This is a genomic window from Actinoallomurus purpureus (genome assembly GCF_024055795.1).
Classification (GTDB): Bacteria; Actinomycetota; Actinomycetes; order Streptosporangiales; family Streptosporangiaceae; genus Actinoallomurus; species Actinoallomurus purpureus.
In genome coordinates this window covers 27,028-51,413 of the sequence record NZ_JAMXMY010000036.1, presented here as the reverse complement: position 1 = coordinate 51,413, position 24,386 = coordinate 27,028, and the positions used below count along the sequence as shown (strand labels likewise).

General features: G+C 69.9%; 27 protein-coding genes. 16 read left to right on the top strand and 11 right to left on the bottom strand.

What is annotated here, in order from left to right:
- Positions 1–19: 19 nt before the first annotated feature.
- Positions 20–580: an adenine phosphoribosyltransferase gene (locus NE236_RS41195; RefSeq protein ID WP_252847749.1), complete on the top strand. Its 561-nt coding sequence runs from the start codon at positions 20–22 to the stop codon at positions 578–580.
- Between the two features lie 133 nt (positions 581–713).
- On the opposite strand, the gene NE236_RS41190 is transcribed toward NE236_RS41195, so the two are convergent.
- Positions 714–2,153: a peptidoglycan D,D-transpeptidase FtsI family protein gene (locus tag NE236_RS41190; RefSeq protein ID WP_252847748.1), complete on the bottom strand. Its 1,440-nt coding sequence runs from the start codon at positions 2,151–2,153 to the stop codon at positions 714–716.
- A gap of 282 nt (positions 2,154–2,435) precedes the next feature.
- On the opposite strand from NE236_RS41190, the gene NE236_RS41185 reads away from it, so the two are divergent.
- On the top strand, positions 2,436–4,844 hold the full coding sequence (locus NE236_RS41185; RefSeq protein ID WP_443612867.1) for a RelA/SpoT family protein: 2,409 nt from the start codon (positions 2,436–2,438) through the stop codon (positions 4,842–4,844).
- A 120-nt stretch (positions 4,845–4,964) separates the two neighbouring features.
- Here the strand turns inward: NE236_RS41185 and NE236_RS41180 are convergent, their stop codons facing one another.
- The 3 genes from NE236_RS41180 to NE236_RS41175 all read right to left on the bottom strand — a co-directional run bounded on the left by NE236_RS41180 (position 4,965) and on the right by NE236_RS41175 (position 7,240).
- Positions 4,965–6,194, bottom strand: coding sequence for a DUF349 domain-containing protein (locus tag NE236_RS41180; protein WP_252847747.1), 1,230 nt, complete (start codon positions 6,192–6,194; stop codon positions 4,965–4,967).
- The gene (locus NE236_RS44180; RefSeq protein ID WP_289851562.1) at positions 6,184–6,306 is read right to left on the bottom strand and encodes a hypothetical protein; all 123 of its coding nucleotides are present in this window, start codon (positions 6,304–6,306) and stop codon (positions 6,184–6,186) included. The genes NE236_RS41180 and NE236_RS44180 overlap by 11 nt, the downstream gene beginning before the upstream one ends.
- A gap of 100 nt (positions 6,307–6,406) precedes the next feature.
- Positions 6,407–7,240: a peptidylprolyl isomerase gene (locus NE236_RS41175; RefSeq protein WP_252847746.1), complete on the bottom strand. Its 834-nt coding sequence runs from the start codon at positions 7,238–7,240 to the stop codon at positions 6,407–6,409.
- A 215-nt stretch (positions 7,241–7,455) separates the two neighbouring features.
- Here NE236_RS41175 and NE236_RS41170 point away from each other — a divergent pair, with 215 nt between their 5' ends.
- The 3 genes from NE236_RS41170 to aspS are packed head-to-tail and all read left to right on the top strand — an operon-like array spanning position 7,456 to position 11,204.
- Positions 7,456–8,139: an MBL fold metallo-hydrolase gene (locus NE236_RS41170; protein ID WP_252847744.1), complete on the top strand. Its 684-nt coding sequence runs from the start codon at positions 7,456–7,458 to the stop codon at positions 8,137–8,139.
- A 9-nt stretch (positions 8,140–8,148) separates the two neighbouring features.
- Positions 8,149–9,417 carry a histidine--tRNA ligase gene (gene hisS, locus NE236_RS41165; protein ID WP_252847743.1) on the top strand — a complete coding sequence of 423 codons (1,269 nt, stop codon included), beginning with the start codon at positions 8,149–8,151 and terminating at the stop codon, positions 9,415–9,417.
- A complete protein-coding gene (gene aspS / locus NE236_RS41160) occupies positions 9,414–11,204 on the top strand; it encodes an aspartate--tRNA ligase (protein WP_252847741.1) in 1,791 nt (596 codons plus the stop codon). Before hisS ends, aspS begins: the two co-directional genes overlap by 4 nt.
- Positions 11,205–11,362: 158 nt before the next feature.
- On the opposite strand, the gene NE236_RS41155 is transcribed toward aspS, so the two are convergent.
- Genes NE236_RS41155 through NE236_RS41145 form a run of 3 tightly spaced genes read right to left on the bottom strand, consistent with a single transcriptional unit; the run spans position 11,363 to position 12,478 of the window.
- On the bottom strand, positions 11,363–11,500 hold the full coding sequence (locus tag NE236_RS41155) for a DUF397 domain-containing protein (protein WP_252847740.1): 138 nt from the start codon (positions 11,498–11,500) through the stop codon (positions 11,363–11,365).
- Positions 11,497–11,604 (bottom strand): DUF397 domain-containing protein, encoded by a 108-nt coding sequence (locus NE236_RS41150; RefSeq protein ID WP_252847739.1) that lies wholly within the window; start codon positions 11,602–11,604, stop codon positions 11,497–11,499. Before NE236_RS41150 ends, NE236_RS41155 begins: the two co-directional genes overlap by 4 nt.
- Positions 11,605–11,623: 19 nt before the next feature.
- Positions 11,624–12,478, bottom strand: coding sequence for a helix-turn-helix domain-containing protein (locus NE236_RS41145; RefSeq protein ID WP_252847738.1), 855 nt, complete (start codon positions 12,476–12,478; stop codon positions 11,624–11,626).
- A gap of 187 nt (positions 12,479–12,665) precedes the next feature.
- On the opposite strand from NE236_RS41145, the gene NE236_RS41140 reads away from it, so the two are divergent.
- From NE236_RS41140 to NE236_RS41130, 3 genes are all read left to right on the top strand, one after another.
- Positions 12,666–12,944, top strand: coding sequence for a hypothetical protein (locus NE236_RS41140; RefSeq protein ID WP_252847737.1), 279 nt, complete (start codon positions 12,666–12,668; stop codon positions 12,942–12,944).
- Positions 12,941–13,297 carry an ATP-binding protein gene (locus tag NE236_RS41135; RefSeq protein WP_252847735.1) on the top strand — a complete coding sequence of 119 codons (357 nt, stop codon included), beginning with the start codon at positions 12,941–12,943 and terminating at the stop codon, positions 13,295–13,297. The genes NE236_RS41140 and NE236_RS41135 overlap by 4 nt, the downstream gene beginning before the upstream one ends.
- 356 nt (positions 13,298–13,653) lie before the next feature.
- Entirely contained in the window at positions 13,654–14,115 is a 462-nt protein-coding gene (locus tag NE236_RS41130) for a GNAT family N-acetyltransferase (RefSeq protein WP_252847734.1), read from the top strand.
- Between the two features lie 62 nt (positions 14,116–14,177).
- Here NE236_RS41130 and NE236_RS41125 read toward each other — a convergent pair whose 3' ends face one another.
- The gene (locus NE236_RS41125) at positions 14,178–14,675 is read right to left on the bottom strand and encodes a GNAT family N-acetyltransferase (RefSeq protein WP_252847733.1); all 498 of its coding nucleotides are present in this window, start codon (positions 14,673–14,675) and stop codon (positions 14,178–14,180) included.
- Between the two features lie 297 nt (positions 14,676–14,972).
- The gene (locus tag NE236_RS44840; RefSeq protein WP_252847732.1) at positions 14,973–15,695 is read right to left on the bottom strand and encodes a GNAT family N-acetyltransferase; all 723 of its coding nucleotides are present in this window, start codon (positions 15,693–15,695) and stop codon (positions 14,973–14,975) included.
- Between NE236_RS44840 and NE236_RS44170 the strand changes: the two genes are divergently transcribed.
- The 8 genes from NE236_RS44170 to NE236_RS41085 all read left to right on the top strand — a co-directional run bounded on the left by NE236_RS44170 (position 15,648) and on the right by NE236_RS41085 (position 23,038).
- The gene (locus NE236_RS44170; protein WP_289851561.1) at positions 15,648–15,923 is read left to right on the top strand and encodes a phosphatase PAP2 family protein; all 276 of its coding nucleotides are present in this window, start codon (positions 15,648–15,650) and stop codon (positions 15,921–15,923) included. The two genes, NE236_RS44840 and NE236_RS44170, sit on opposite strands and share 48 nt — an antisense overlap.
- Positions 15,904–17,253 carry a replication-associated recombination protein A gene (locus NE236_RS41115; protein WP_372494528.1) on the top strand — a complete coding sequence of 450 codons (1,350 nt, stop codon included), beginning with the start codon at positions 15,904–15,906 and terminating at the stop codon, positions 17,251–17,253. Before NE236_RS44170 ends, NE236_RS41115 begins: the two co-directional genes overlap by 20 nt.
- A gap of 105 nt (positions 17,254–17,358) precedes the next feature.
- On the top strand, positions 17,359–17,733 hold the full coding sequence (locus NE236_RS41110) for a DUF948 domain-containing protein (protein WP_252847731.1): 375 nt from the start codon (positions 17,359–17,361) through the stop codon (positions 17,731–17,733).
- Positions 17,730–17,972, top strand: coding sequence for a hypothetical protein (locus NE236_RS41105; protein ID WP_252847730.1), 243 nt, complete (start codon positions 17,730–17,732; stop codon positions 17,970–17,972). The genes NE236_RS41110 and NE236_RS41105 overlap by 4 nt, the downstream gene beginning before the upstream one ends.
- Positions 17,972–20,638, top strand: coding sequence for an alanine--tRNA ligase (gene alaS, locus NE236_RS41100; protein ID WP_252847729.1), 2,667 nt, complete (start codon positions 17,972–17,974; stop codon positions 20,636–20,638). Before NE236_RS41105 ends, alaS begins: the two co-directional genes overlap by 1 nt.
- Positions 20,635–21,093 carry a Holliday junction resolvase RuvX gene (gene ruvX, locus NE236_RS41095; RefSeq protein WP_252847727.1) on the top strand — a complete coding sequence of 153 codons (459 nt, stop codon included), beginning with the start codon at positions 20,635–20,637 and terminating at the stop codon, positions 21,091–21,093. The genes alaS and ruvX overlap by 4 nt, the downstream gene beginning before the upstream one ends.
- Entirely contained in the window at positions 21,090–22,262 is a 1,173-nt protein-coding gene (gene mltG, locus NE236_RS41090) for an endolytic transglycosylase MltG (protein ID WP_252847726.1), read from the top strand. Before ruvX ends, mltG begins: the two co-directional genes overlap by 4 nt.
- Complete coding sequence (locus tag NE236_RS41085) at positions 22,259–23,038, top strand: shikimate dehydrogenase (protein WP_252847725.1); 780 nt, start codon at positions 22,259–22,261, stop codon at positions 23,036–23,038. Before mltG ends, NE236_RS41085 begins: the two co-directional genes overlap by 4 nt.
- Here the strand turns inward: NE236_RS41085 and NE236_RS41080 are convergent.
- Positions 23,033–23,992, bottom strand: a complete 960-nt coding sequence (locus NE236_RS41080) for a hypothetical protein (RefSeq protein ID WP_252847724.1) — start codon at positions 23,990–23,992, stop codon at positions 23,033–23,035. The two genes, NE236_RS41085 and NE236_RS41080, sit on opposite strands and share 6 nt — an antisense overlap.
- Positions 23,989–24,321: a PadR family transcriptional regulator gene (locus NE236_RS41075; protein ID WP_252847722.1), complete on the bottom strand. Its 333-nt coding sequence runs from the start codon at positions 24,319–24,321 to the stop codon at positions 23,989–23,991. The genes NE236_RS41080 and NE236_RS41075 overlap by 4 nt, the downstream gene beginning before the upstream one ends.
- Between the last annotated feature and the right edge of the window lie 65 nt (positions 24,322–24,386).

Here is a 24,386-nt window from a genome sequence, read left to right as displayed (position 1 = left end):
CGCACGATCCGTCGCGGGGATGGAGCCCCTGAGGAGGAATGTGACCGCGCGACCGGTCGACCTGACCAAACTGATCAACGAGCGGATCCGCGAGGTCCCCGACTATCCCAAGCCGGGGGTGGTCTTCAAGGACATCAGCCCGCTGCTGGCCGACCACACCGCCTTCGCGGCCGTCGTCGACGCCATCGTGGCCCACTACGGCCGGGGCACCATCGACAAGGTCGTCGGGATCGAGGCCCGCGGTTTCATCCTCGCGGCGCCGGTGGCCTACCACTTCGGAGCCGGCTTCGTGCCGGTCCGCAAGAAGGGCAAGCTCCCGGCGGCGACGTTCGCCGAGAGCTACGACCTGGAGTACGGCAGCGAGACGATCGAGGTGCACCAGGACGCGCTCGCCCCGGGCGAGCGGGTGCTCATCGTCGACGACGTGCTGGCCACGGGCGGCACGGCCGCGGCGGCCGCCGACCTCGTCCGGCGCTCGGGCGCCGAGGTCGCGGGCCTGTCCGTGCTGATCGAGTTGGGCTTCCTGAGCGGCCGGGACCGGCTTCCCGACCTCGACGTCCACGCCCTCATCCAGGGCTGAATCCTTCACCGCGAGCCCGTACGCGTCCCTCGGGGCCGCGTACGGGCTCGTCCTGTTTCGGCGCGGCGGTCCGCGGACGCGTCGGTCGTCGGCGTCGGCCTCGCGCCGCCAAGACCCCGTCGGGCGTTCGCCCTCACTCGACCTTGAGGGCCTGGACCATGCGGGTGGCGATCGGACCGGCGGCGTCCGCGCCGAAGCCGCTGCCCTCGGTGACGACCGCGAACGCGATCTTCGGATTGTCGGCAGGTGCGAAGCCGGCGAACCACCGCTCGTTGTAGGGCAGTCCGGTCTCGGCGGTGCCGGTCTTCCCCGCGATGTCCGTCGCGACCTTGCCGCGCGCCGTGCCCGTCTGTACGACCTCGCGCATCATGTCCTGCAGCTGGCCGGCCGTCTCAGAGCTCGTCGCCCGGAACAGCTCACGGGGAGAGGCGGCCTCGATCTCGGACTGGTCGGGCGAGGTGACGCGCTGGATGAGGTACGGCTTCATCACGACGCCCCCGTGAGCGATGGCGGAGGCGGCCAGGGCCATCTGCAGCGGCGTCGCGGAGACGCTGCCCTGGCCGATGCCGCTGCGCCCGACGTCGTCGCCGCCCATGTTCTTCGGATAGACGCTCGCCGCGCTGCTGAGGCCGTTCTCGATGGGGATGCGCCGCCCGAACCCGAAGCCGGACGCCTCGGCGCCGAGCCGCCGCTGGCCCATGTCCAGGGCGAGCTTGCCGAACGTGCTGTTGCAGGACTGCGCGAACGCCTCGATGAGCGGCAGCTGACCGCCGTTGCACGGCCCGGAGTCGGCGTCGTTGTGCAGCGGGTTCCCGGAGGGCAGGGTGAGCACGCCGGGGGTGTCGACGGGGCTGTCCTTGCTCAGGCCCTGCTTGTCGATCCCCGCGGACGAGGTGATGATCTTGAAGGTGGAGCCGGGCGCGAAGCTCTCGTCGATCGCCTTGTCGATGAGCGGGCTGCCGGACGCCTTGAGGAGCCGCGTGTACGCCCGCGTCGACGCCGTCGTGTCGTGCACCGCGATCGTGTTGGCGTCGAATGACGGATAGGACGCCATCACCTTGATCGCGCCGGTCCGTATGTCGATGGCGACGGCGGCGGCACGGCGCGACGTGCTCCCGCGCAGGGCGTCGTACGTCGCGCGCTGGGCCGCCGGGTCGATGGTCGTCTGCACCGTGGCGCCCCGGGTCGTACGGCCCACGATCGCGTCGAACCAGTGCTGGACCGTCAGCCGTGCGTCGGTGCCGGCCAGCAGACCGTCCGCCGCGGACTCCACGCCGGTCACGCTGCCGCTGGGCGCGAAGTAGCCGGTGACGGGCGCGAACACCTCGGATTCGGGATAGACGCGCTGGTACCGGAAGTCCTTCTTGCCGGTGTCACGGGATCTGGCGATGACCGTGCCGCCCGCCATGATCGGCCCGCGGTCCCGGTTGAACTGTGCGAGGAAGTGCCGGGCGTTCAGCGGGTCGTCGCGCAGCCTCTGCTCCTCCCAGCCCTGGATGTAGGTGACGTTCACCAGGAGCCCGAGGATCAGGAGCAAGGCGAAGATCGTCGTCCTGCGGAGTGTCTTGTTCATCGAGCCAACTTTCGCCGGTGCCCTTCCAGCATCTCGCGTCCTCCTCACCGACGTCCGGCCGCCGTGACCGGAATGGGTGATGGGCACCGACTGGAAAACGACTACGGATAAACTGTGGTTCCGACGCATGAATGAGGAGGCTGAGTGCCCGGTGAGGTGGTCTCGTCCGACGCGGTGGCGGATGCCGCGCTGACCCCGCAGGCCCGGGCTGAGGCCTCTTCGTCGGCGGAGCCGGCGGGCGCTTCGGAGTCCGCAGTGTCACCGGATGGTTCGGAGTCCGCAGTGTCAGCAGACACCCCGGAGTCCGCGGTGCAACCGGGCGCTTCGGAGTCCGCGGTGCCACCGGACGCCCCTGCGGCCACGGTGCCATCGGACGGTTCGAAGTCCGCGGTGTCACCGGACACCCCGGAACCGCCGGTGCCGGATGACGGCGACACGACGCCATCGGGCGCCACCGGGCCGTCCGCCGCCCGGGTCCGCCGACGGCTCGCCCGCCTGGGCGCCCAGCGTGGTCCAACGATGAATCCCGTACTCGAACCGCTGATCAAGACGCTCCGGAACACCCATCCCAAGGCGGATGTGCGTCTCGTCGAGCGCGCCTACGACATCGCCGCCCACCATCACCGCGACCAGAAGCGCAAGAGCGGCGATCCCTACATCACGCATCCCCTCGCCGTCGCGACGATCCTCGCCGAACTGGGGATGAACACCGAGACGCTGTGCGCCGCGCTGCTGCACGACACCGTCGAGGACACCACCTACACCCTCGACCAGTTGCGGGTCGACTTCGGTGACGTGATCGCCGCCCTGGTCGACGGCGTCACCAAGCTCGACAAGGTCAAGTACGGCGAAGCGGCCGAGGCCGAGACCGTCCGCAAGATGGTCGTGGCGATGTCCCGCGACATCCGGGTGCTGGTCATCAAGCTGTCGGACCGCCTGCACAACATGCGCACCCTGCGCTACCTGCCGCGGCCGAAGCAGGAGCGCAAGGCCCGCGAGACCCTGGAGATCTTCGCGCCGCTCGCGCACCGCCTCGGCATGAACACGCTGAAGTGGGAGCTGGAGGACCTCGCATTCCAGACGCTCTTTCCCAAGCGGTTCGACGAGATCGCCCGTCTCGTGTCCGAGCGCGCGCCCCGGCGCGACGTCTACCTCCAGGACGTCATCGAGAACGTCGCCGGCGACCTGCGCGAGGCGAAGATCAAGGCGACGGTCAAGGGACGGCCGAAGCACTACTACTCGATCTACCAGAAGATGATCGCCCGCGAGGTCGGCTTCGAGGAGATCTACGACCTCGTCGGCATCCGCGTGCTCGTCGACACCGTCCGTGACTGCTACGCCGCCCTCGGCACGATCCACGCGCGATGGAACCCGGTCCCCGGCCGGTTCAAGGACTACATCGCGATGCCGAAGTTCAACATGTACCAGTCGCTGCACACGACGGTGATCGGCCCGGAGGGCAAGCCCGTCGAGCTGCAGATCCGCACCCGCGCGATGCACAACCGCGCCGAGTACGGCATCGCCGCGCACTGGAAGTACAAGGAGGAGACGGTCGGCAGCGGGTCGGCGGCCAAGACGGGGGACATGGCCTGGCTCCGGCAGCTCCTCGACTGGCAGAAGGAGACCACCGACCCGGCGGAGTTCCTCGAGTCGCTGCGCTTCGACCTGTCGGTCTCGGAGGTCTTCGTCTTCACGCCGAAGGGGCAGGTCCTGGCCCTTCCGCAGGGCGCCACCCCGGTCGACTTCGCCTACGCCATCCACACCGAGGTCGGGCACCGTACGATCGGCGCCCGGGTCAACGGCCGGCTCGTGCCGCTGGAGTCGACCCTTGACAACGGCGACACGGTGGAGATCTTCACCTCCAAGTCGCCCGACGCCGGGCCGAGCCGCGACTGGCTGAACTTCGTCAAGAGCGCCCGCGCCCGTAACAAGATCAAGCACTGGTTCTCCAAGGAGCGCCGCGAGACCGCCATCGAGCAGGGCAAGGACGCCCTTGCCCGCGCGATGCGCAAGCAGAACCTCCCCCTGCAGCGCATGCTGTCAGGGGAGGCCCTGGTGGCTCTGGCGCACGACCTGCGCTACGCCGACGTCTCGTCGCTGTACGCCGCGATCGGCGAGAGTCACGTCTCGGCGCAGAGCGTCGTGCAGAAGCTCGTCGACGCCCTCGGCGGGGTCGAGAGCGCGGCCGAGGACCTCGACGAGACCGTCATCCCCACCAAGAAGCGGCGGTCGAGGCCCGCGGGTGACCCGGGCGTGGTCGTCGCCGGTGACCCTGACGTGTGGGTCCGTCTGTCCCGCTGCTGTACGCCGGTCCCTGGTGATGAGATCGTCGGGTTCGTCACCCGCGGCAACGGCGTCTCGGTGCATCGTGCCGACTGCGTGAACGTCGCGAACCTCCGCACCGAGCCCGAACGCATGGTCGACGTCAAGTGGTCGCCGGGCGAGGACTCGGTGTTCCTGGTGGCCATCCAGGTCGAGGCGCTGGACCGCACGCGCCTGCTGTCCGACATCACGCGGGTGCTCTCCGACCAGCACGTGAACATCCTGTCGGCGTCCGTCGCCACCAACCGCGACCGGGTCGCCATCAGCCGGTTCAGCTTCGAGATGGGCGACCCGAAGCACCTGGGCCACGTGCTCAAGGCCGTCCGCAACGTCGACGGTGTCTACGACGTCTACCGCGTGACCAACTGATCCGGCGCGTGCACCACGTGACGTGACCGATCGATCCGGCGCACAGACCGCGTGACGTCCGAGCGTCCACCGTGTGATCGTCGGCCCGGCTCCCTCAGGGAGACGGGCCGACGATCGGCGTCAGGAGAACTCGGTCAGGGTGCGCTCGGCCTCTTCCAGCCACGAGCGGCGCGCGGTCAGCGCCTCCTCGGCGTCCTTGACGTCCTTGTCACGCCCGCCGCGGCGGGCCTTCTCCAGGCGTGTCTCCAGCTGCTGGATCGAGGACCGCAACTGCGTGACCGTGGCCTCGGCACGGGCCCGGGCCTCCGGGTTGGTGCGCCGCCACTCCGACTCCTCGGCGGAGCGGACCGCCTCCTCTACCCGGCGCAGCCGGCCTTCGAGGTGGTCCCGGGAGTCGCGCGGCACCATGCCGATGGACTCCCAGCGCTCCTGGATCGAACGCAGAATCTGGCGGGCGGTGCGTACGTCCCGGATGGGAAGCAACCGCTCGGCGTCCTCGAGGACCTTCTCCTTGGCCTCGGCGTTCTCACGGAACTCGGCGTCGCGCTCGGCGAAGGCCGCGGACCGGGCGGCGAAGAAGACGTCCTGGGCGCCCTTGAACCGCGCCCACAGCTCGTCCTCGACCTCGCGGGACGCCCGCCCCGCCATCTTCCAGCGGCGCATCAGGTCGCGGTAGGCGGTGGCCGTGGGGCCCCAGTCGGCCGAGCCGCTGAGCGCCTCGGCCTCGGCGACCAGACGCTCCTTCTCCTGCCGGGCCGACTCCCGCTCGTCCTCCAGGGTGGCGAAGTACGCCTTGCGGCGCTTGGTGAAGGAGTTGCGCGCGGTCGACAGGCGCTTCCACAGCGCCGTCTCGGTGGGCCGGTCGACGCGCTCGGCGGCCTTCCACTCCTCGACGAGCTGGCGGAGACGCTCACCGCCGTTCTTCCAGTGCGTCTCCTCGGCGGCGATCCGCTCGGCCTCGGCGACGATGCGCTCCTTGACCTCACGCGCGTGCCCACGGGCCTCGTTACGGGCGACCTTGAGCTCCTCGCGGCGCCGACCGAGCAGCCCGGTGAGGGAGTCCAGCCGCCGCGCCAGGCTGTCCAGGTCACCGACCGCGTGCGCCTCGGTCACGGACTCCCGGAGCCGGGCGATGCTGTGCTCGGCCTGCGCGGGCGCCAGGTCGGTCGTCTTGATCCGCTGCTCGAGCAGGTCGATCTCGGTGACGAGCGCGTCGTACTTGCGCCGGAAGTAGGCGAGGGCCTCTTCGGGAGCGCCGGCCTGCCAGGAGCCGACGGTGCGCTCACCTTCGGCGGTCTTGACGTAGACGGTCCCGTTCTCATCGACACGGCCCCAGGGATCAGTGGTCACCGTCGGCCTCCCGGTCGTGGAGCGTGCCCGCCATGAGCGGCCGGACGGCCCGGACGGAGCCGTCTCCGCCTCCCCGGCGCCGGATTCCCCAAGGGTCGGTGGCGCTGGACACCGTTGCCTCCTGTTTCAAGGCCCGGGCCGCTCGTCGGGCGCCGGGCCCACCGTGACGACCTCGGGAGCTGTGCTCCCGCAGGCCACCCTAACCTTCCGCATTACCCCATCTTCGCGACGGTGAGGTGTTTTATTTCAATTTTCTTCTTTGGGGCGGTCATCCCGGACTGCGGGTCGGCAGCGGTCGCTCCGGCCTTGGCGACCGAATCCACGACGCCCAGCCCCTCGGTGATCTCTCCGAACACCGTGTAGTCGGCAGGCAGCGGCGAGTCGCCGTACATGATGAAGAACTGGCTGCCGTTGCTGTTCGGCTGGCTGCTGTGGGCCATGGCGATCATGCCGCGCTTGTAGGTCGCCTGCCCGGAGGCGTCGGCCTTGGGGACGTTCTCGTTACCAAAGCCGTACGCGGGGCCGCCGCTCCCGGTGGCGGTCGGATCGCCGCACTGCAGCACCTTGATGCCGGTGTCGAGCCGGTGGCACTTGGTGTTGTCGAAGAACTTCTTGGACGCGAGGTATTTGAAGGAGTTGACGGTGCACGAGGCCTTGGTGCCGTCGAGCTTCGCGACGATCTTGCCCTGGCTGGTGTCGATCGTCATCTCGTACGTGCCCTTGACGGGCTTGACCGGCGGCTTGCCGACGTCCTTCGCGCCCTGGGCGTTCGACAGGGGCTGGTAGGCGCATTCGCCCGGCTTCACCGACACGCTCGGCTGCGCGGTGGGGGATTTGGACGCCGACGCGGTCGCCGTGGACTTCTTCGTGTCCGACTTGTTCATCGCGAACGCGATGGCACCGCCACCGCCGGCGATCACGGCCACGGCGGCCACCGTGCCGATGACCTTCATCCTGCGTGCTTGTGCCTGCCGGGCCGCGCGGCGCTGCATCTGGCGCTCGTAGCGCTGCCGGGCCAGCTGCTTCTTGCGGTCTTTACCCGCCACCGGTGTCGCACCTCATTGATTCGCGTCATGAACAGGAAAACGTGCTGCGCATCGTAGCGGTCCTGGCCGGTATTTTTCTGCGTGGCCCACAGAGGCTCGCAAATCCGCCCAAGATCGGACACCCTGCGGCGCTCTCGGGTATGTCGTTCGCGGTCCGCCACGTGCCGCCGGTACGCTCAATCTGCCGGAAGCAGGCGCCTTCAGAGAGGACGATCGTGCTCATCGCCGGGTTCCCCGCCGGGTCCTTCGCCACGAACTGCTACGTCGTGGCACCCGCGGCGGCGGAGGAATGCGTGATCATCGATCCTGGCCAGGACGCCGAGTCCGGGGTCGAGGAGCTCCTTCGCGAGCACCGGCTCAAGCCGGTCGCCGTGGTGCTCACGCACGGTCATCTCGACCACATCTGGTCGGTGGCCCCGGTCTGCGGCGCGCGCGACGTCCCCGCGTACATCCACCCGGCCGACCGCGAGCTGCTGTCCGACCCGGCCAAGGGCTTCCCGCTCGGCGTCGGTCAGCAGCTGTTGGGCGGGCTGACGTTCGGCGAGCCGGACGACGTGCGCGAGCTCACCGACGGCGCGCCGCTGACGCTCGCCGGGCTGGAGCTGGTCGTCGACCATGCCCCGGGCCATACGCCCGGGTCGGTGACCTTCCGGCTCGCGGACCAGCAGGTGATCTTCTCCGGAGACCTGCTGTTCGCCGGCTCGATCGGCCGCACCGACCTGCCGGGCGGCGACTACCCGGCCATCCTGGACAGCCTGGCCCGTGTGTGCCTGCCGCTCCCGGACGAGACCACCGTGCTGCCCGGCCACGGCACGCAGACCACGATCGGCCGCGAACGGGCGACCAATCCGTTCCTCAAGGACGTCGCCCCGATCGACGGCCCGCACAGGGGACTTTGAAAAACCACCATGAGCTCGAACTTCCAGGCCCCCAAGGGGGTCAAAGAGTATTTCCCGCCGCAATCGGCGACGTTCCTCGCCGCGCGTGACGCCTTCGCGGCCGCCGCCACGCGGGCCGGCTACGCCTACCTCGAACTCCCCGTGTTCGAGGACACCCGCCTGTTCGCGCGGGGCGTCGGCGAGTCGACCGATGTCGTCTCCAAGGAGATGTACACCTTCGAGGACCGCGGCGGCCGCTCGATCACGCTGCGGCCGGAGTTCACCGTCGGGGTGCTGCGGTCGGTGCTCCAGCACGGCCTGCACAAGGGCGAGCTGCCGGTCAAGGTCTGGGCGACAGGCCCGGCGTTCCGCTACGAACGCGCGCAGGCCGGCCGGTACCGCCAGTTCTACCAGGTGGACCTCGAGGCGATCGGCTCCGAGGACCCCGCGGTCGACGTCGAGACGATCGCCCTCGCCTGGGACTTCTACCGCGGCCTCGGCCTGACCCGCCTGTCCCTGAAATTGAACTCCCTCGGCTGCCGCGAGTGCCGCCCCGTCTACCGGGCCGCGCTGCAGGAGTTCCTTCGCCGCCTCGACCTGGACGAGGACACCCGCGCCCGGGTCGAGATCAACCCGCTGCGCGTGCTGGACGACAAGCGGCCGCAGGTTCAGGCTCAGCTGGAGGACGCCCCGCTCGTCACCGACCACCTGTGCGGCGCGTGCAAGGCCCACCACGACCGGGTGCGCGAACTGCTCGCCGACCTGTCCATCCCGTGGGTGGACGACCCCCGGCTCGTCCGCGGCCTCGACTACTACACCCGCACGACGTACGAGTTCGACCACCCGCTGCTCGGCGCGCAGTCCGGCATCGGCGGCGGCGGCCGCTACGACGGCCTGTCGGAGGACATCGGCGGCCCGGCGCTGCCCGGCATCGGCTTCGGCCTCGGCCTCGACCGTACGGTCCTGGCCATGGAGGCCGAGGAGGTCGCCGCCGTGGCCGAACCGACGGTCGACGTGTACGGCGTGCCGCTGGGCGAGGAGGCCGAGCGTAAGATTTTCGGTCTGATCGCCGAGCTGCGCCGTGCGGGTGTCGCCGCCGACATGTCCTATGACGGCAAGAAGCTCAAGGGCGCCATGCGGGGCGCCGGCCGGTCCGGAGCGGCGTACGCCGTGATCCTCGGCGAGCGAGATATCGCCGCCGGGTCCGCCCAGGTGAAGGACCTGGCCAGCGGCGACCAGGTCGCCGTACCGCTCGCCGAGCTCGTGACGACGTTGAAAGAAAGGCTTGCTCAAAGATGATCCGCACACATGAGGCGGGCTCGCTGCGCCGGGAACACGCCGGACAGCAGGTCGTGCTGGCCGGCTGGGTGGCGCGCCGCCGCGACCACGGGGGCGTCACCTTCATCGACCTGCGCGACGCCTCCGGCATCGCCCAGGTCGTCTTCCGGGAAGAGGACACGGCCCACGACCTGCGCTCGGAGTTCTGCGTCAAGGTCACCGGCGAGGTCCGCGTACGCCCGGAGGGCAACGAGAACCCCGAGCTGCCGACCGGTGACGTCGAGGTCGTCGCCTCCGACATCGACGTGCTGAGCGAGGCCGCGCCGCTGCCGTTCCCGATCGAGACGGACGCCAACGTCAACGAGGAGGTGCGCCTCAAGCACCGCTACCTCGACATCCGGCGCGAGTCCCTCGCACGGGCGCTGCGGATCCGCTCGCAGGCCTCCTACCTCGTCCACGACGTCCTGCGTGAGCACCGGTTCGTCAACGTCGAGACGCCGACGCTTACCCGGTCCACGCCGGAGGGCGCCCGCGACTTCCTCGTGCCCGTACGCCTCAAGCCCGGCCACTGGTACGCCCTGCCGCAGTCGCCACAGCTGTTCAAGCAGCTGCTCATGGTGTCGGGCCTGGAGCGCTACTACCAGCTCGCCCGCTGCTACCGCGACGAGGACTTCCGCGCCGACCGGCAGCCGGAGTTCACCCAGATCGACATCGAGATGAGCTTCGTCGAGCAGGAGGACGTCCTCCAGGTCGCCGAGGACCTCGTCGGGCGGCTCTGGAAGGAGATCGTCGGCTACGAGATCCCGCGCCCCATCCCGCGGATGACCTACGCCGACGCCCTCGGCCAGTACGGCTCGGACAAGCCGGACCTGCGTTTCGGCAACGAGCTCGTCGAGATGACCGAGTACTTCTCGGGCACCTCGTTCCGGGTGTTCCAGGCCCCGTACGTCGGCGCGGTCGTCATGCCGGGCGGCGCCTCCCAGACCCGCAAGGAGCTGGACGGCTGGCAGGACTGGGCCAAGGCGCGCGGCGCGCGCGGCCTCGCGTACGTCCTCGTGCAGGAGGACGGCACCCTCGGCGGCCCGGTCGCCAAGAACCTGTCGGAGCAGGAGCGTGACGGCCTGGCCGCCAAGGTCGGCGCCAAGCCCGGCGACGCCGTCTTCTTCGGCGCGGGCAGGACGCACACCACCCAGGAACTGCTCGGCGCGGCCCGCCTGGAGATCGGCCGCCGCTGCGGCCTGATCGACGAGTCCGCCTGGGCGTTCACCTGGGTCGTGGACGCGCCGATGTTCGAGGAGACCGACGAGGGCGGCTGGACGGCCGTGCACCACCCGTTCACCTCGCCCAAGCCCGAGTGGGCGGACTCCTTCCAGGACAAGCCGGGCGAGGCGCTCGCCAACGCGTACGACATCGTCTGCAACGGCAACGAGATCGGCGGCGGCTCGATCCGTATCCACGGCGCCGACCTGCAGCAGCGCGTCTTCGAGACCCTCGGCCTGAGCCGGGATGAGGCCCAGGAGAAGTTCGGCTTCCTGCTCGAGGCGTTCAAGTACGGCCCGCCGCCGCACGGCGGCATCGCGTTCGGCTGGGACCGGATCGTGATGCTGCTGGCCGGCCGCGACACGATCCGCGACGTCATCGCCTTCCCCAAGGCGGCCTCCGGCTACGACCCGCTGACCGGCGCGCCCACGCCGATCACCGAGGAGCAGCGCAAGGAGGCGGGCATCGACGTCCGCCCGGAGGACGAGAAGCCCACCGAGCCGAACGAGCCCGGCCACATCGTCCGCCCCTCCACCGAGAAGTACTGAGAACCTTTCGACGGGGTCCCGGCCGACGGCCGGGACCCCGTCGTCGTCTCAGTCGCGCCAACGGCCGGCCGCTCAGAATGCTCGGTAAAGGCGGTGACGAAGTGGGACAGCCAGCCTGAATCGACCCGTGCAGGGATGCTTACCCGCGCATTCGGCCTTCATCGTCGGGAGTTGGGCTCCGTCCTCCTGATCACATCACCGGACGCCGACGTGACGGCGACTTCGACACACTCGCCGTTCGCGCTGCTGCGACTACTCGTACGCCACAGAGCGCGAGACAGGTCTCGCTCTGTCATGGCCTGCGGTCAAGAGAGACCTCGACGACCTCGACACATGCCCCGTTGCCGCTGCTACGGGTGCTCTTACGCCAGGAGGTGAGGGACAGGACGGCGGGGTTCATGATCCCGCGCTCCTTTCGTCTACCCGTCCTCCGCGAGTTTGGTGATGAGTGCGACGGAGTCTTCCGGACTCAGCGCAATCGCGCGGAGATGCTCAAAGGTCACGGTATACCGCTCGATGTCAGCGGAGCCGTCCAGGAAGAGATCGCCGGCCATTGAGTCGATGTAGACGACGTCCGGAAGTTCGTCCTGTCCGAACCGGAGTACGTGGAACGACCCGAGCATTCCAGGGTGTGCTCCTGCCTCGAAGGGGAGTACCTGAAGAGTGATGTTCGGCTCGTCCGCGGCTTCGGCCAGCCGGATCATCTGCCGCCGCATGACGTCGATGCCGCCCACGCGGTGCCGGAGGGCGCCTTCGCCCACGATGGCCCAGAAACGGACCGCGTTCGGTCGGGTCAGGACTTCCTGGCGACGAATCCGTACCTCGACGCGGCTGTCGACCTCAGTGTGGGTCGCCTCTGGCAGAACCCCGCGGATGATGGCACGAGCGTAGTCCTCGGTCTGTAGCAGGCCTGGAACGAACGACGTTTCATAGTTGAGAGCGGTGCGCGCCTCGTCTTCGAGTTCGACGTAGGTTGTGAGTCGCTCGGGGAGGTCGGCGCCGATGGTCTCCAGCCAGCCGCGTTGGTCGGACTCACGAAGCAGGGTCAGCAGGTAGGCCGTTCGCTCGTGATTGACGCCGTAGAGATCCAGCAGAGCGCGCAGCGTCCGGACCTGCGGACGGCTGATCGCGTTCTCCACGCGGTAGAGCGTCGCCGGGTTGATCGAGGTCTGCTCGAACACATCATCCTGCGTGAGTCCCGCCTCTTCCCGCCTGCGCCGCATCTCGGCGGCGAGACGGCGCAACCGAAGTGTGGGGCGCCGGCGGTTCTGCATCGTTCGTCCTCTTTCTTCATGCGCTCGAAAGCAAAATTGCTGTTCAAGCCGGACCTTTGACGCCGTAATGGACTTTGCGGGGCATGCGTTCGCATGGCTTGCACTTTACGAGTCGGCGAGCGCATGCTTACTGAGAGTTTGCCATCAACTGCGATCAGTAGCGAGGCGATTCGGCGAGGAGGGCACGATGACAGAGGCTCCGCATCGAGCGGTGCTCATGATCACGCGTCTGGAGGGTCTGGCAGCGGAGCTTGGCCGCGCCTACCAGGTCACCGCCCTGGTCCAGGAGCAGCGACGTCCGTTTCCGATGCTTGAAGCGATCAGTGCTACGAGGCGCGGCCTCATCATGGCCGGTGCGGTCCATTACTGGTGGCACGGCGACTCGTCGTGGATCATCGGCCCGGTCGCGGACGTCCACGGTGCGGCCCGGTGGATAGCCGACCGGCTCGAGGCGCCGCGCCGATGAGGCGCACGCTCGGGCGCACCGGCCTGCGCAATGCCCCCGAATCCGTGGCCGAAGCACGCCGTTGGCTGGCCTGCCTGCCTGCCTGCCTGCTCGGTCGGGATCATCTCGCCTTCGGCGACATCGAGCTCTTGGCCAGTGAGCTCATCACCAATTCGATCAAGTATGCCGACTCGACGAGCGTCTCCGTCATCGTGTCCGAGATTGACGACGACCGGATCCGGGTGGAGGTCGTCGACGGTGGCCACCCGGTCAACAAGCCCTGCCTTGCGGGCGGGCCGCTGGACTTCGCCGAGGGGCGGGCGGGGCCTGTACATCGTCCGGATACTGGCCGCCGACGCGGGCGTCAGCGGTGATGCGATGGGTCGGACCGTGTGGTTCGAGGTGACCTTCTGATCGACGCGAAAATCGGTTGATCGGGCTGTGCACGGCCGAGATCGTGAGATCCCATGCGGACCCACGAGATCAGGGCCGATCACGACCGAACGTCGATCGGCAGATGGCGAACGCGTCGTCGAATGATCGTTCAGCCACGCTGCCGACTCCGACGACGTCGTGTGCGATAGGGGCTGCTGCGCGCCCGGTCGGTGAACGATCTTGCTGCGTGTGGTCACCGGGGGCAGTTGGGATACTTCCGGCCATGGATACGAGTGCGAGGGTGGGCGGGATACGGCCAGGTCAGGCGACGCCCAGGTTCGAGCCGAGCCATCCCATGGAATGGGCGCTGCGTTCCGCAGAGTCGGCGGATGTCGAGGCGATCGCGGAACTGCGGGCGACGGTGATGCGCCCGGACCTGGAGCGGTTGGGACGGTTCGACGAGCATCGGGTCCGGCAGCGGCTGCGCGATTCCTTTTCTCCGCAGCACACGTCGGTCATCGTGGCCGATGGCGCCTTCGCGGGCTGCGTCACTGTGCGCCCGGCCGAGGACGGGTGGTGGCTGGAGCATTTCTATCTCGCTCCGGGTCTGCAGGGCCGGGGGCTCGGATCGGCTGTGCTGCGAACACTGCTGGAGCGGACCGATGCCGATGGCGTGCTCGTCCGTCTGAATGTCCTGCGGGGCAGCGCCGCCCGGCGGCTGTATGAGCGCCACGGGTTCACTGTGGAGGTTCAGGACCCGATCGACGTCTACATGGTGCGACGGCCGGGTGCGGGCACCGTGCCGCTGCACCCATGATCACCTGAATCCTCATCACCTTCCGGTGCCGAGGATTCAGGTGATCACACCGTGGGGGGCCTTCACCGAGTCCAGGCGATCTCGTAGTACTTGACGCGGTCGTCCTCACCGACCTGGCGCATGCCCGCGGCCGTCATGACGCGCTGCGAGGCGACGTTGTCGTGGTCGGCGTCGCCCTTCACCAGGGTGACGCCGTTCGCCTCGGCGAATGCCAGCAGACCGCGAAGGGCCTCGGTGGCGTATCCCTGACCCCGCACGGACGAGACCAGGCCATAGCCGATCGTGACCACGCCGTTCTCATCCGGCGGCCGATGGAAGCCCACACCGCCGATCGCGTACCCGTCCTCACGGCGGCGGATCTCGTATGCGCCGAACGGCCGGGGATCGCCGGTGAACGTGCAGTGGGCCAGGTGGTCGTTCGCCGCCTTGACGTCTCCGTCGGTCGGATACCCCGGCGCCCACCGGTCGGTATCTCCCGGTGTGCGCGCCGCGATGCGTTCGGCGTCTTCGGAGTTCAGCGGATGCAGCACGAGGCGTTCCGTCACAACGTCGTTCATCATGGGATGACCTATCACGGGACGGCGCCGGTCCGCATCGCGATTCCCGCTGGGAGCGGCGTGCCGATGGGAGTGACCGATGCGCCGGGCGTTCGCCCACGACGCGGTGGTGGTCATGGAGACGGACGGCGACGTACAGGACCGGGCGCGGCCGTCACCGCCGCGCCGTGCGGGCACCGGGACCACCGGCCGCCCGGCCGCCCTGCCGCCCGGCCGCCCTGCCCCCTGGGCGCCGCATCACACGACCGCTGAGCGCTCCGGCGCCCAGGCGCGGCTTCCGGTCCACTCCCGGCTCGGGCGTCACCCCGGAAGGCGGCCGCTGGTGCGGGTCTCGTTCCAGGCGAAGCCCAGCCGGTCGTACAGGCGCATGGCAGCGGTGTTGCCGGCGTACACGCCGAGACCCACGCCGTCGTGTCCCTCGGCGAACATCCGCCGCATCGCCCACGCCGTGATCGACGCGCCCAGCGCGCGACGGCGGGCCTCCGGCCGTACCGCGACCGCCGCCACCTGACCGATCTCCGGTGAGCTCGTCGTGTCGGCGAGGCAGGCCAGGAGCCCGTCTCCCACACTGCCGTCGTCCCGTACGGCGGCCCAGCGCCGGGCCTTGCCCTCACCGGGCCACACCGACCAGTCCGGACTCGTGCGCCTCAGCAGCTCGGTGATCGCGTCGTCCTCCGTGGACCAGCCGACCAGGTCCTCCGCGGGCTGGGGCGGCGGAGCCTCGTACGCCACCCGATAGTTCCAGTCGACCGGGTCCGCGAGCGGCAACGGCGTGCCGCGCGGCACATTGACGTGCACGTTCGGCGGGAGTTCGCCGCGCAGCGCGGTGACGAGCTCGGCCACCGCGCCGGGTGGGCCGAGCCCGACGACCCGCCAGATCACCGTACGGTCGCGGTTCAGGTTCAGGAAGGCGACCGCCTCGTCGCCGCGCCAGGCCGCACCGCGCCGGGCGGGATCCACGCTGCGGATCAGGGGATGGCCTTCGGTGATCGCCAGGATTTCGTCGATGGAGGAGGGGATCACGCCGCAAAGGGTAACGACGCCTCCGGCCGATCGGATCACGGCCCCCGGTGCGGCCGGGCGCGGTGGGCGGCGGCGGCCTACCCGGTCGCGACGACCTCCGTCGTCGTCCTCACCGCCAACCACTACTGGCTCGACGGCATCGTCGGGGCCGTCGTGGTGATCGTCTCCGTCGCGCTGAGCGGCCACGCCGAACGGATAGTGTCGAGGCGTGGTGCGCAGGGAACATGAACAGGCCGACAGCCTCTTCGACACGCCGGCCGAAGAGGCACAGCAGGCCAACGCGCCGCTGGCGGTCCGGATGCGCCCGCGCGGCCTCGACGAGGTCGTCGGCCAGGGGCACCTCCTCGGACCCGGCACGCCCCTGCGTCAGCTGGTCGAGCGGGATGTCGCGATGTCCCTGGTGCTCTGGGGGCCGCCCGGCACCGGCAAGACCACCCTCGCGTACGTCGTCAGCCAGGCGACCGAGCGCCGGTTCGTCGAGATCTCCGCGGTGTCCGACGGCGTCAAGCAGGTCCGGGCCGCCATCGACGTCGCCAAGCGCGAGCTCGGCATGGGCGGCCGGCAGACGGTGCTGTTCGTCGACGAGGTGCACCGGTTCAACAAGGCCCAGCAGGACGCCCTGCTGCCCGCCGTCGAGAACCGCTGGGTCTCCTTCATCGGCGCGACCACCGAGAACCCGTTCTTCTCCGTCATCAGCCCGCTGCTGTCCCGATCGCTCCTGCTGACGCTCGAGCCGCTCGGCGACGACCAGCTCCGCGAGGTGATCCGCAGGGCCCTGGCGGACGAGCGTGGTCTCGGTGGCGCGGTCGAGCTCACCGAGCCGGCCGAGGACCACCTGGTGCGCCTCGCGGGCGGCGACGCGCGCCGGGCGCTGACGTACCTGGAGGCGGCGGCGTACGTCGTGCCGAACGGCGCATCGATCGACGTGGACGTCCTGGAGAAGGCCGTCGACCGGGCGGCGGTCCGCTACGACCGCGAGGGCGACCAGCACTACGACGTCATCAGCGCCTTCATCAAGAGCATCCGCGGGTCCGACGTCGACGCGGCGCTGCACTACCTCGCCCGGATGATCGAGGCGGGCGAGGACCCCCGGTTCATCGCCCGGCGGCTCATCGTCCATGCCAGCGAGGACATCGGCATGGCGGACCCCACGGCCCTGCAGACGGCGACGGCCGCCGCGCACGCCGTGGAGTTCGTCGGCCTGCCGGAGGCGCGGATCAACCTCGCGCAGGCGGTCATCCACCTGTCCCTGGCACCCAAGTCCAACGCCGTCGTCCGGGCGATCGGGGAGGCGATCGCCGACGTACGGAGCGGCCTCATCGGCCCGGTGCCGCCCCATCTGCGGGACGCGCACTACAAGGGCGCGGGCAAGCTCGACCATGGGAAGGGCTACCGCTACGCCCACGACTTCCCCGGCGGGGTGGTGGAACAGCAGTACGCGCCGGACGCCGTGGCCGCGCGGGAGTACTACCATCCGACCAGGCACGGCATGGAGTCGCGCTTCTCCGACGTGGTCGAGCGCCTCCGCGCCGTGCTCCGCGGCAGGCGCGCCGACTGAGAAGGACGCGGCCGTGCGGCGCGGTCGGCTCGGCGCGTTTCCGCAAGGCCGGGACGGTAAGGTCGGTCCGACCGAGTTCTCCGCGACCCGAGGAGGAGGAAAGCGATGCTCACCGGTGAACAGTTGGCCGGGCTGATCCTGGCCATGTTCTGGGCGATTCTCGTCTCCTTCCTCGCCTATGTCCTGCTGAAACTGGCGCGGCTGCTGACCGAGGCCACCAAGACCGTCGCCGAGCTCGGCGAGCGGACGGTCCCCCTGCTGGACGACATGGCCGGCACGGTCGCGCGCGCCAACGAGCAACTGGACCGGGTCGATGTGATCACCAAGAACATGGGCAGCGTGAGCCAGAACGCCGCCGCGGTGACCACCACGGTCACCTCGATCGTGGGCGGCCCTCTCGTGAAGGCCGCGGCGTTCTCCTATGGTGTCCGTAAGGCCATCGGTTCGCGCGGCAACGGCAGCCAGGACGGCAAGCGATGATCCGGCGGTTGTTCTGGCTGTCCCTGGGCACCGCGTTCGGCGCCTGGTCGGCCTTCCGGCTCAAGCGCGCGGCGCGCGCCGTCCTGCCGGACAGCCTCGCCCACCAGGCCGCCGGGCTCGGCCGGACCGTACGGGGGTTCGCCGGCGACGTCCGCGTCGCGATGAACCACCGCGAGGAAGAACTGCGCGACGCCCTGCGCCTCGACGCACAAGCCGAAATAGACAAGGACCTGCACTGATGGAGTCGGCAGAGATCGCCCGCCGTTTTCTCCGTTTCTTCGAGGAGCGCGGCCACACCGTGGTGCCCTCGGCCAGCCTGATCGCCGAGGACCCCACGCTGCTGCTGGTCAACGCGGGCATGGTGCCCTTCAAACCGTATTTCCTCGGGCAGCGGACGCCGCCGTTCCCTCGGGCCACCAGTGTGCAGAAGTGCATCCGGACCCCCGACATCGACGAGGTCGGCAAGACCACCCGGCACGGCACGTTCTTCCAGATGCTGGGCAACTTCTCCTTCGGGGACTACTTCAAGGAGCAGGCGATCCCCTTCGCGTGGGACCTCCTGACGCGGTCGGAGTCCGACGGCGGGTTCGGGTTCCCGGAGGACCGGCTCTGGGCCACCGTCTACCACGACGACGACGAGGGGTTCGCGATCTGGCGCGACAAGGTCGGCCTGCCGGAGGAGCGCATCCAGCGCCGCGGGATGGCCGACAACTTCTGGTCGATGGGCGTTCCCGGCCCCTGTGGCCCCTGCTCGGAGATCTACTACGACCGCGGCCCCGAGTACGGCCGTGAGGGCGGCCCCGTCGCCGACGAGGACCGCTACCTCGAGGTCTGGAACCTCGTCTTCATGCAGTTCGAGCGGGGCCCCGGCGCGGGTAAGGAGGGCTGGCCGATCCTCGGCGAGCTCCCCGCCAAGAACATCGACACCGGCATGGGTCTGGAGCGCATGGCGGCGATCCTCCAGGGCGTCGACAACATCTACGAGATCGACACCATGTGGCGGATCCTCGACCGCGCCGCCGACCTGACCAAGACCAAGTACGGCCGTGACACGCGGGCCGACGTGTCCCTGCGCGTCGTCACCGACCACGTCCGCAGCGGCACGATGATGGTCGCCGACGGCGTCGTGCCCTCCAACGAGGGCCGGGGCTACGTCCTGCGGCGCATCCTGCGCCGGAGCATCCGTCACCTCCGGCTGCTCGGCGCGGGCGACGGGCGCTACCTGCACGACCTCACCGCCGCCGCGATCGAGGGCATGAGCGAGACCTACCCGGAGCTGCGCTCCGACGCCGCTCACATCCACACGGTCATCGACGCCGAGGAGCAGTCCTTCCTCACCACGCTCCGCACCGGAACCGCGATCTTCGACGCCTCCGTCGAGGAGAGCAAGCGCCGCAAGGAGTCGACGCTGTCCGGCGTGCAGGCGTTCACTCTGCACGACACCTACGGCTTCCCGATCGACCTCACCCTGGAGATGGCGGCCGAGCAGGGCCTGTCCGTCGACGAGGGCGAGTTCCGGCGCCTCATGGACGAGCAGCGGCAGCGCGCCAAGGCCGACGCCGCCGCGAAGAAGACCGGCAACCTCGACGTGTCCGTGCTGGGGAGCCTCCTGGAGCAGACCGGCTCGGTCCAGTTCACCGGGTACGACGCGGTCGTCGGCGAGGCCCGCGTGGTCGGGCTGCTGGTCGGTGGCGCCAACGTGCCGTCGGCGGGGGAGGGCAGCGAGGTCGAGGTCGTGCTCGACCGCACCCCGTTCTACGCCGAGGGCGGCGGCCAGCTCGCCGACCAGGGCGTCATCCGGCTCGGTAACGGGGCCGAGGTCGAGGTCGTCGACGTGCAGACGCCCCTGCCCGGCCTGATCGTGCACCGCGGCCGGGTCCGCAGCGGCGAGGCCCAGGCCGGGGACGCCGCGTACGCCGAGATCGACGTCGAGCGGCGGCGGGCGATCTCCCGCTCGCACACCGCCACGCACATGGTGCACCGCGGCTTCCGCAGCGCGCTCGGCGAGTCGGCCACCCAGGCCGGTTCGGAGAACGCCCCGGGCCGGTTCCGGTTCGACTTCACCGCATCGGGGGCCGTGCCCCTGAGCGTCCTGCGCGACGTCGAGGACGAGGTCAACGCGATCCTCATCGACGACCTCGGGGTGCACGCCTCGGTCCACCCGATCGACGAGGCGCGCAAGATGGGCGCGCTGGCGCTCTTCGGCGAGAAGTACGGCTCCGAGGTCCGCGTCGTCGAGATCGGCGACTACTCCCGTGAGCTGTGCGGTGGCACCCACGTCGCGCGCTCCGGCCAGCTGGGCCTGATCAAGGTCCTCGGTGAGCAGTCGATCGGCGCGGGCGTGCGCCGGGTCGAGGCCCTCGTCGGCATCGACGCCTTCCGGTACCTCGCCAAGGAGAGCGTTCTGGTCGCCCAGCTGTCCGAGCAGCTGAAGACGCGGCGCGAGGAGCTCCCCGAGCGGATCTCCGGAGTGGTGACCCGGCTCCGCGAGGCGGAGAAGGAGCTCGAGCGGCTGCGTTCGCAGCAGGTCCTGGAGATCGCCGGTGAGCTGGCGGGCGGGGCCGAGGACGTCGGCGGCGTCGCGTTCGTCGCCCACCGGGCGCCCGACGGCACCAGCGCCGACGACCTGCGCCGGCTCGCGATGGACGTCCGCGGGCGCCTGTCGGGACGGCCGGCCGTCGTGATCATCGCCGGGGTCCCCAAGGACCGTCCCGTGATCGTCGTGGCGACCAGCGAGGAGGCCCGCGGTCGCGGTCTGCGCGCGGGTGCGCTCGTCGGCGTCGCCGCCAAGGTCCTCGGGGGTGGCGGCGGTGGCAAGGACGATCTGGCGCAGGGCGGTGGCGCGAACGCGGGCGCCATCGACGAGGCCCTGGGCGCCGTCCGCCGGGCCGTGGCGGCCGCGTGAGGCATGGCGTGCGCATCGGCGTCGATGCGGGCAGCGTTCGCATCGGCGTCGCGCGTAGCGATCCCGGCGGCATTCTGGCCTCCCCCCTGGAGACCGTGCGCTCGGGCAAGGGTGATATTGACCGGATTATCCAGATCGTCGCTGAGAACGATGCCATCGAGGTGATCGTCGGCCTCCCGACCTCTCTCTCCGGGAGAGAGGGACCGGCGGCCGCGACGGCCCGCCGGTTCGCGTCAAAGATCGCACGACGGTTGGATCCCGAGACGGTACGGCTGTTCGATGAGAGACTCACCACCGTGACAGCCGAAAGCGGTCTCCGGGACCAAGGCGTGCGCGGTCAGGCCCGGCGAAAGGTCGTTGACCAGGCGGCGGCCGCGGTGCTGCTCCAGGCGGCGCTCGAGGCCGAGCGCTTGACGGGCCGCCCTCCGGGGGAGACTGTCCAGGGGGGCTCATGAGCGACGCAGACCTCGATTTCTTGAGACAACTCTCCGAGCGCCAGCAGCGCCCGGAGCCTCCGGGCGGTGCTCCGCGCGCCGGTCGCGGCGGTCGCGGACGGCGCCGCAAGAAGAGCCGTAAGGGCCGCAAGCTCGCGCCCCTCATCGCGCTCGCGTTCCTCCTCACGGTGGTATGCGGCGGCGGTTACGTCGGTTACACCGCGCTGAACGGCATGCTGAACCCGCCCGACTACAAGGGCGAGGGTGCCGGCAGCGTCACGGTCTGGATCCACGAGGGCGACTCGGTCAGCGCCATGGCGCAGCGGCTGAAGGACGCCGGTGTCGTCAAGTCCGTCGACGCCTTCGTCAAATTCGCCACCAAGGACACGAGGGCGACGAGCATCCAGCCCGGTTACTACCACCTGCGCCGGGAGATGTCGGTGAAGTCCGCGCTCACGCTGCTGCTCAGCGACGCCTCTCGCGTCGGCCGGCTCACGATCCCCGAGGGCAAGCGGGTCGCCCAGATCCTGCCCACACTGGCCAAGAAGACCGGCATCCCGCTGAAGAACTTCGAGAAGGCCGCCAAACACCCCGGCAACCTGGGCCTGCCCTCGTACGCCAAGGGCAAGCTGGAGGGATATCTCTATCCCTTCACGTACGACCCGGACCCGAAGGCCACCGCCACCCAGGTACTCCGCTCGATGGTCGACCAGTTCAAGAGGGTCGCTACCTCCATCGACCTGGAAGATAAGGCCCGCGCCCTGGGCATGTCGCCGGCTGACGTCGTGACGATCGCCAGCCTCGTGCAGGCCGAGAGCGGCCGCCCGGAGGACATGCCGAAGATCGCCAAGGTCATCGACAACCGGATCCACAGCCCGCAGCCGTGGATGCACAAGCTCCAGCTCGACAGCACCGTGATGTACGCCCTGGGCAAGTACAACATCGTGGCCACCATCGCGGAGACCAAGACCATCAGCCCGTACAACACCTACAACGTCTCCGGCCTGCCGCCCGGAGCGATCGACAACCCGGGTGAGGTGGCGCTCAAGGCCGCGCTCAGCCCGGCGTCGGGTAACTGGCTCTACTTCGTGACCACCGATCCGACGCGCAAGATCACTAAGTTCGCGTACAGTTACGCCGATTTCCAGAAGCTGAAGCAGGAGCTCGCACGCAACACGGGGCACGGATGACGCAGGCCGCCGTCCTCGGGTCGCCGATCGCGCATTCGCTGTCGCCCGCGCTCCACCGGGCCGCGTACGCCGCGCTCGGCCTCGACTGGACGTACGAGGCGATCGAGTGCCGCGAGCAGGATCTTCCCGGTGTGCTGGAGGGGCCGTGGGCGGGCCTGTCGCTCACGATGCCGCTGAAGCGGGCCGTGATCCCGCTCCTCGACGACGTGTCGGCGCTCGCGCGGGCGGTCGGCGGGGCCAACACGGTGGTCTACGACGGCGGGCGGCGGCTCGGTGCCAACACCGACGTGTACGGCATGGTCACCGCGTTGACCGAGGCCGGCGTACGCTCACCGGGCTCCGCCGTCGTGCTCGGCGGGGGAGCGACGGCGTGCTCGGCCCTGGCCGCACTGCGTGACCTGGGCCTGCCGAAGGTCGTGGTCGTCGTCCGGACCCCGGCCCGCGCCGCCGAGGCGGTGTCGGCGGCCGACCGGCTCGGCGTCTCGGTGTCGGTGCAGACCCTCGCCGACACGATGCCGCCCGCGGACCTGATCATCTCGACGCTTCCGGCCCACGCGGCGGATCCGTACGCCGAGGCGATCGCCCGGGCGACGGGTGCCCTCTTCGACGTCGTCTACGCACCGTGGCCGACCGCCGCCGGCAAGGCCGTGGGCGATCGCGGGGGGATCGTCGTGGGCGGCCTGCCCATGCTGGTCCACCAGGCCGCCCGCCAGGTCGAACTCATGACCGGGCGCGCACCGGCCCCCGTCGAGGCGATGCGCGCCGCCGTGTCATGACGTGCTGCGCCGTCGCTCGCGCACGTGGGATACCGCGGTAGCCCCGATCAGCAGCACTACCGCCACGGGGCCGATCAGACGGAAATCGACGATGACGACAGCCGGCGCATCGGGCGGGGCCAGCCACAGTGTCAGGGAACAGAGGAGAGGCGCCAGGCTCGGCACCAGGACCGCGGCCGCGCGGCGCCCGTACGCCGTCCGCAGCCGGACGACCGCGGCGATGATCAGGACGGTGGGTGCGAGCGTGAACAGCCACCGTGGATCAAGGGGCGCCTGCTCGGTCAGGTTCAGCGCGACGACGGATCCGCGGGGAGGTCGCTGACCGATGCCGGTGACGACGTAGGCGAACCCTCCGACGCCGATCGCGAGGGCGGCGACGCGCCACCGGCCCAGCAGAGGCAGCGCCCGCCGGAGGCCGTCGGAGACCGAAAGCGCAGCAGCGGCGATCACTGCCAGGCCGAACCAGAACAGATGGTCGTAGACGAAGGGGGCCTCGAAGGCCGAGCCACCCGCCGAGACGGCGAGCCAGGGCAGTTGCGACAACGCCGCGGCCCAGGCCAGACCGGCCGCCGTACGCCGCAGGCCCCGCACGCTCAGTACGGCCACGATGATCCAGGGCGCCCACATCGGCCACACCGGAGCGGGCGGCGGCTGGACCAGGGAGTAGTGGCCGTTGTAGTCGCGGAGGAGGTCGATGACGCCGGTGAACAGTAGGAGGGTGGTCACCAGGCTGAGGACGGCGAAGGCGTCGCGCCAGATCGGGCTGCTGAGGGATCTGATCTCGCGGTTCAGGCGGACGCGTACGGCTCCGCCGACGAGGTCGGCGGCGTCCCGTGGGCTCGGCCGTTCCCGACCGGGGCCGGCCGTGGCGAGCAGGACGCCGAGGATCTCCTCGCGTTGGTCGATGGGGTAGAGCCGCAGCCAGCGTCGCAGCCGGTGTTCGAGGGGGTTCATGCGGGTCCTCCGGCGAGGCGCAGACGGGCGGTGGCGGTCTCGGCGTTGTGGCGCAGGTGTTCGGCCTCGGCGGCCAGGCGCGACGCACCCGGGTCCGTGAGCCGGTAGTAGCGGCGCAGCCGGCCCTCGACGACGTCTTCGCGATCGATCGCCGCGAGGCCGTCGGAGGTCAGCCGGTCGAGGGCGGCGTAGAGGGTGCCGGCCCGGAGGCGCACCCGCCCGTCGGAGATCCGCTCGACGTCGCCGATGATCCCGTACCCGTGCTGAGGACCGGCCGCCAACGCCGTGAGGATGAGGAACGTGGGTTCCTGGAGCGACCTGTGCTTCATGGCGCCTTTATATACCGATGATCGATACATCGGCAATCGGCGGGACGGAGTGCCCATCCGGCTGC

Coding starts and splice junctions, on each gene's coding strand:
- NE236_RS41140 (WP_252847737.1), top strand. CDS start 12,666: ATGACAGAGGCTCCGCATCGAGCGGTGCTCATGATCACGCGTCTGGAG.
- NE236_RS41105 (WP_252847730.1), top strand. CDS start 17,730: ATGATCCGGCGGTTGTTCTGGCTGTCCCTGGGCACCGCGTTCGGCGCC.
- NE236_RS41145 (WP_252847738.1), bottom strand. CDS start 12,478: ATGCAGAACCGCCGGCGCCCCACACTTCGGTTGCGCCGTCTCGCCGCC.
- NE236_RS41080 (WP_252847724.1), bottom strand. CDS start 23,992: ATGAACCCCCTCGAACACCGGCTGCGACGCTGGCTGCGGCTCTACCCC.
- NE236_RS44170 (WP_289851561.1), top strand. CDS start 15,648: ATGGCCTTCGGTGATCGCCAGGATTTCGTCGATGGAGGAGGGGATCAC.
- NE236_RS41085 (WP_252847725.1), top strand. CDS start 22,259: ATGACGCAGGCCGCCGTCCTCGGGTCGCCGATCGCGCATTCGCTGTCG.
- hisS (WP_252847743.1), top strand. CDS start 8,149: ATGAGCTCGAACTTCCAGGCCCCCAAGGGGGTCAAAGAGTATTTCCCG.
- aspS (WP_252847741.1), top strand. CDS start 9,414: ATGATCCGCACACATGAGGCGGGCTCGCTGCGCCGGGAACACGCCGGA.
- alaS (WP_252847729.1), top strand. CDS start 17,972: ATGGAGTCGGCAGAGATCGCCCGCCGTTTTCTCCGTTTCTTCGAGGAG.
- NE236_RS41130 (WP_252847734.1), top strand. CDS start 13,654: ATGGAATGGGCGCTGCGTTCCGCAGAGTCGGCGGATGTCGAGGCGATC.
- NE236_RS41075 (WP_252847722.1), bottom strand. CDS start 24,321: ATGAAGCACAGGTCGCTCCAGGAACCCACGTTCCTCATCCTCACGGCG.
- NE236_RS41110 (WP_252847731.1), top strand. CDS start 17,359: ATGCTCACCGGTGAACAGTTGGCCGGGCTGATCCTGGCCATGTTCTGG.
- NE236_RS41190 (WP_252847748.1), bottom strand. CDS start 2,153: ATGAACAAGACACTCCGCAGGACGACGATCTTCGCCTTGCTCCTGATC.
- NE236_RS41150 (WP_252847739.1), bottom strand. CDS start 11,604: ATGAACCCCGCCGTCCTGTCCCTCACCTCCTGGCGTAAGAGCACCCGT.
- NE236_RS41125 (WP_252847733.1), bottom strand. CDS start 14,675: ATGATGAACGACGTTGTGACGGAACGCCTCGTGCTGCATCCGCTGAAC.
- mltG (WP_252847726.1), top strand. CDS start 21,090: ATGAGCGACGCAGACCTCGATTTCTTGAGACAACTCTCCGAGCGCCAG.
- NE236_RS41135 (WP_252847735.1), top strand. CDS start 12,941: ATGAGGCGCACGCTCGGGCGCACCGGCCTGCGCAATGCCCCCGAATCC.
- NE236_RS41155 (WP_252847740.1), bottom strand. CDS start 11,500: ATGACAGAGCGAGACCTGTCTCGCGCTCTGTGGCGTACGAGTAGTCGC.
- NE236_RS41195 (WP_252847749.1), top strand. CDS start 20: ATGGAGCCCCTGAGGAGGAATGTGACCGCGCGACCGGTCGACCTGACC.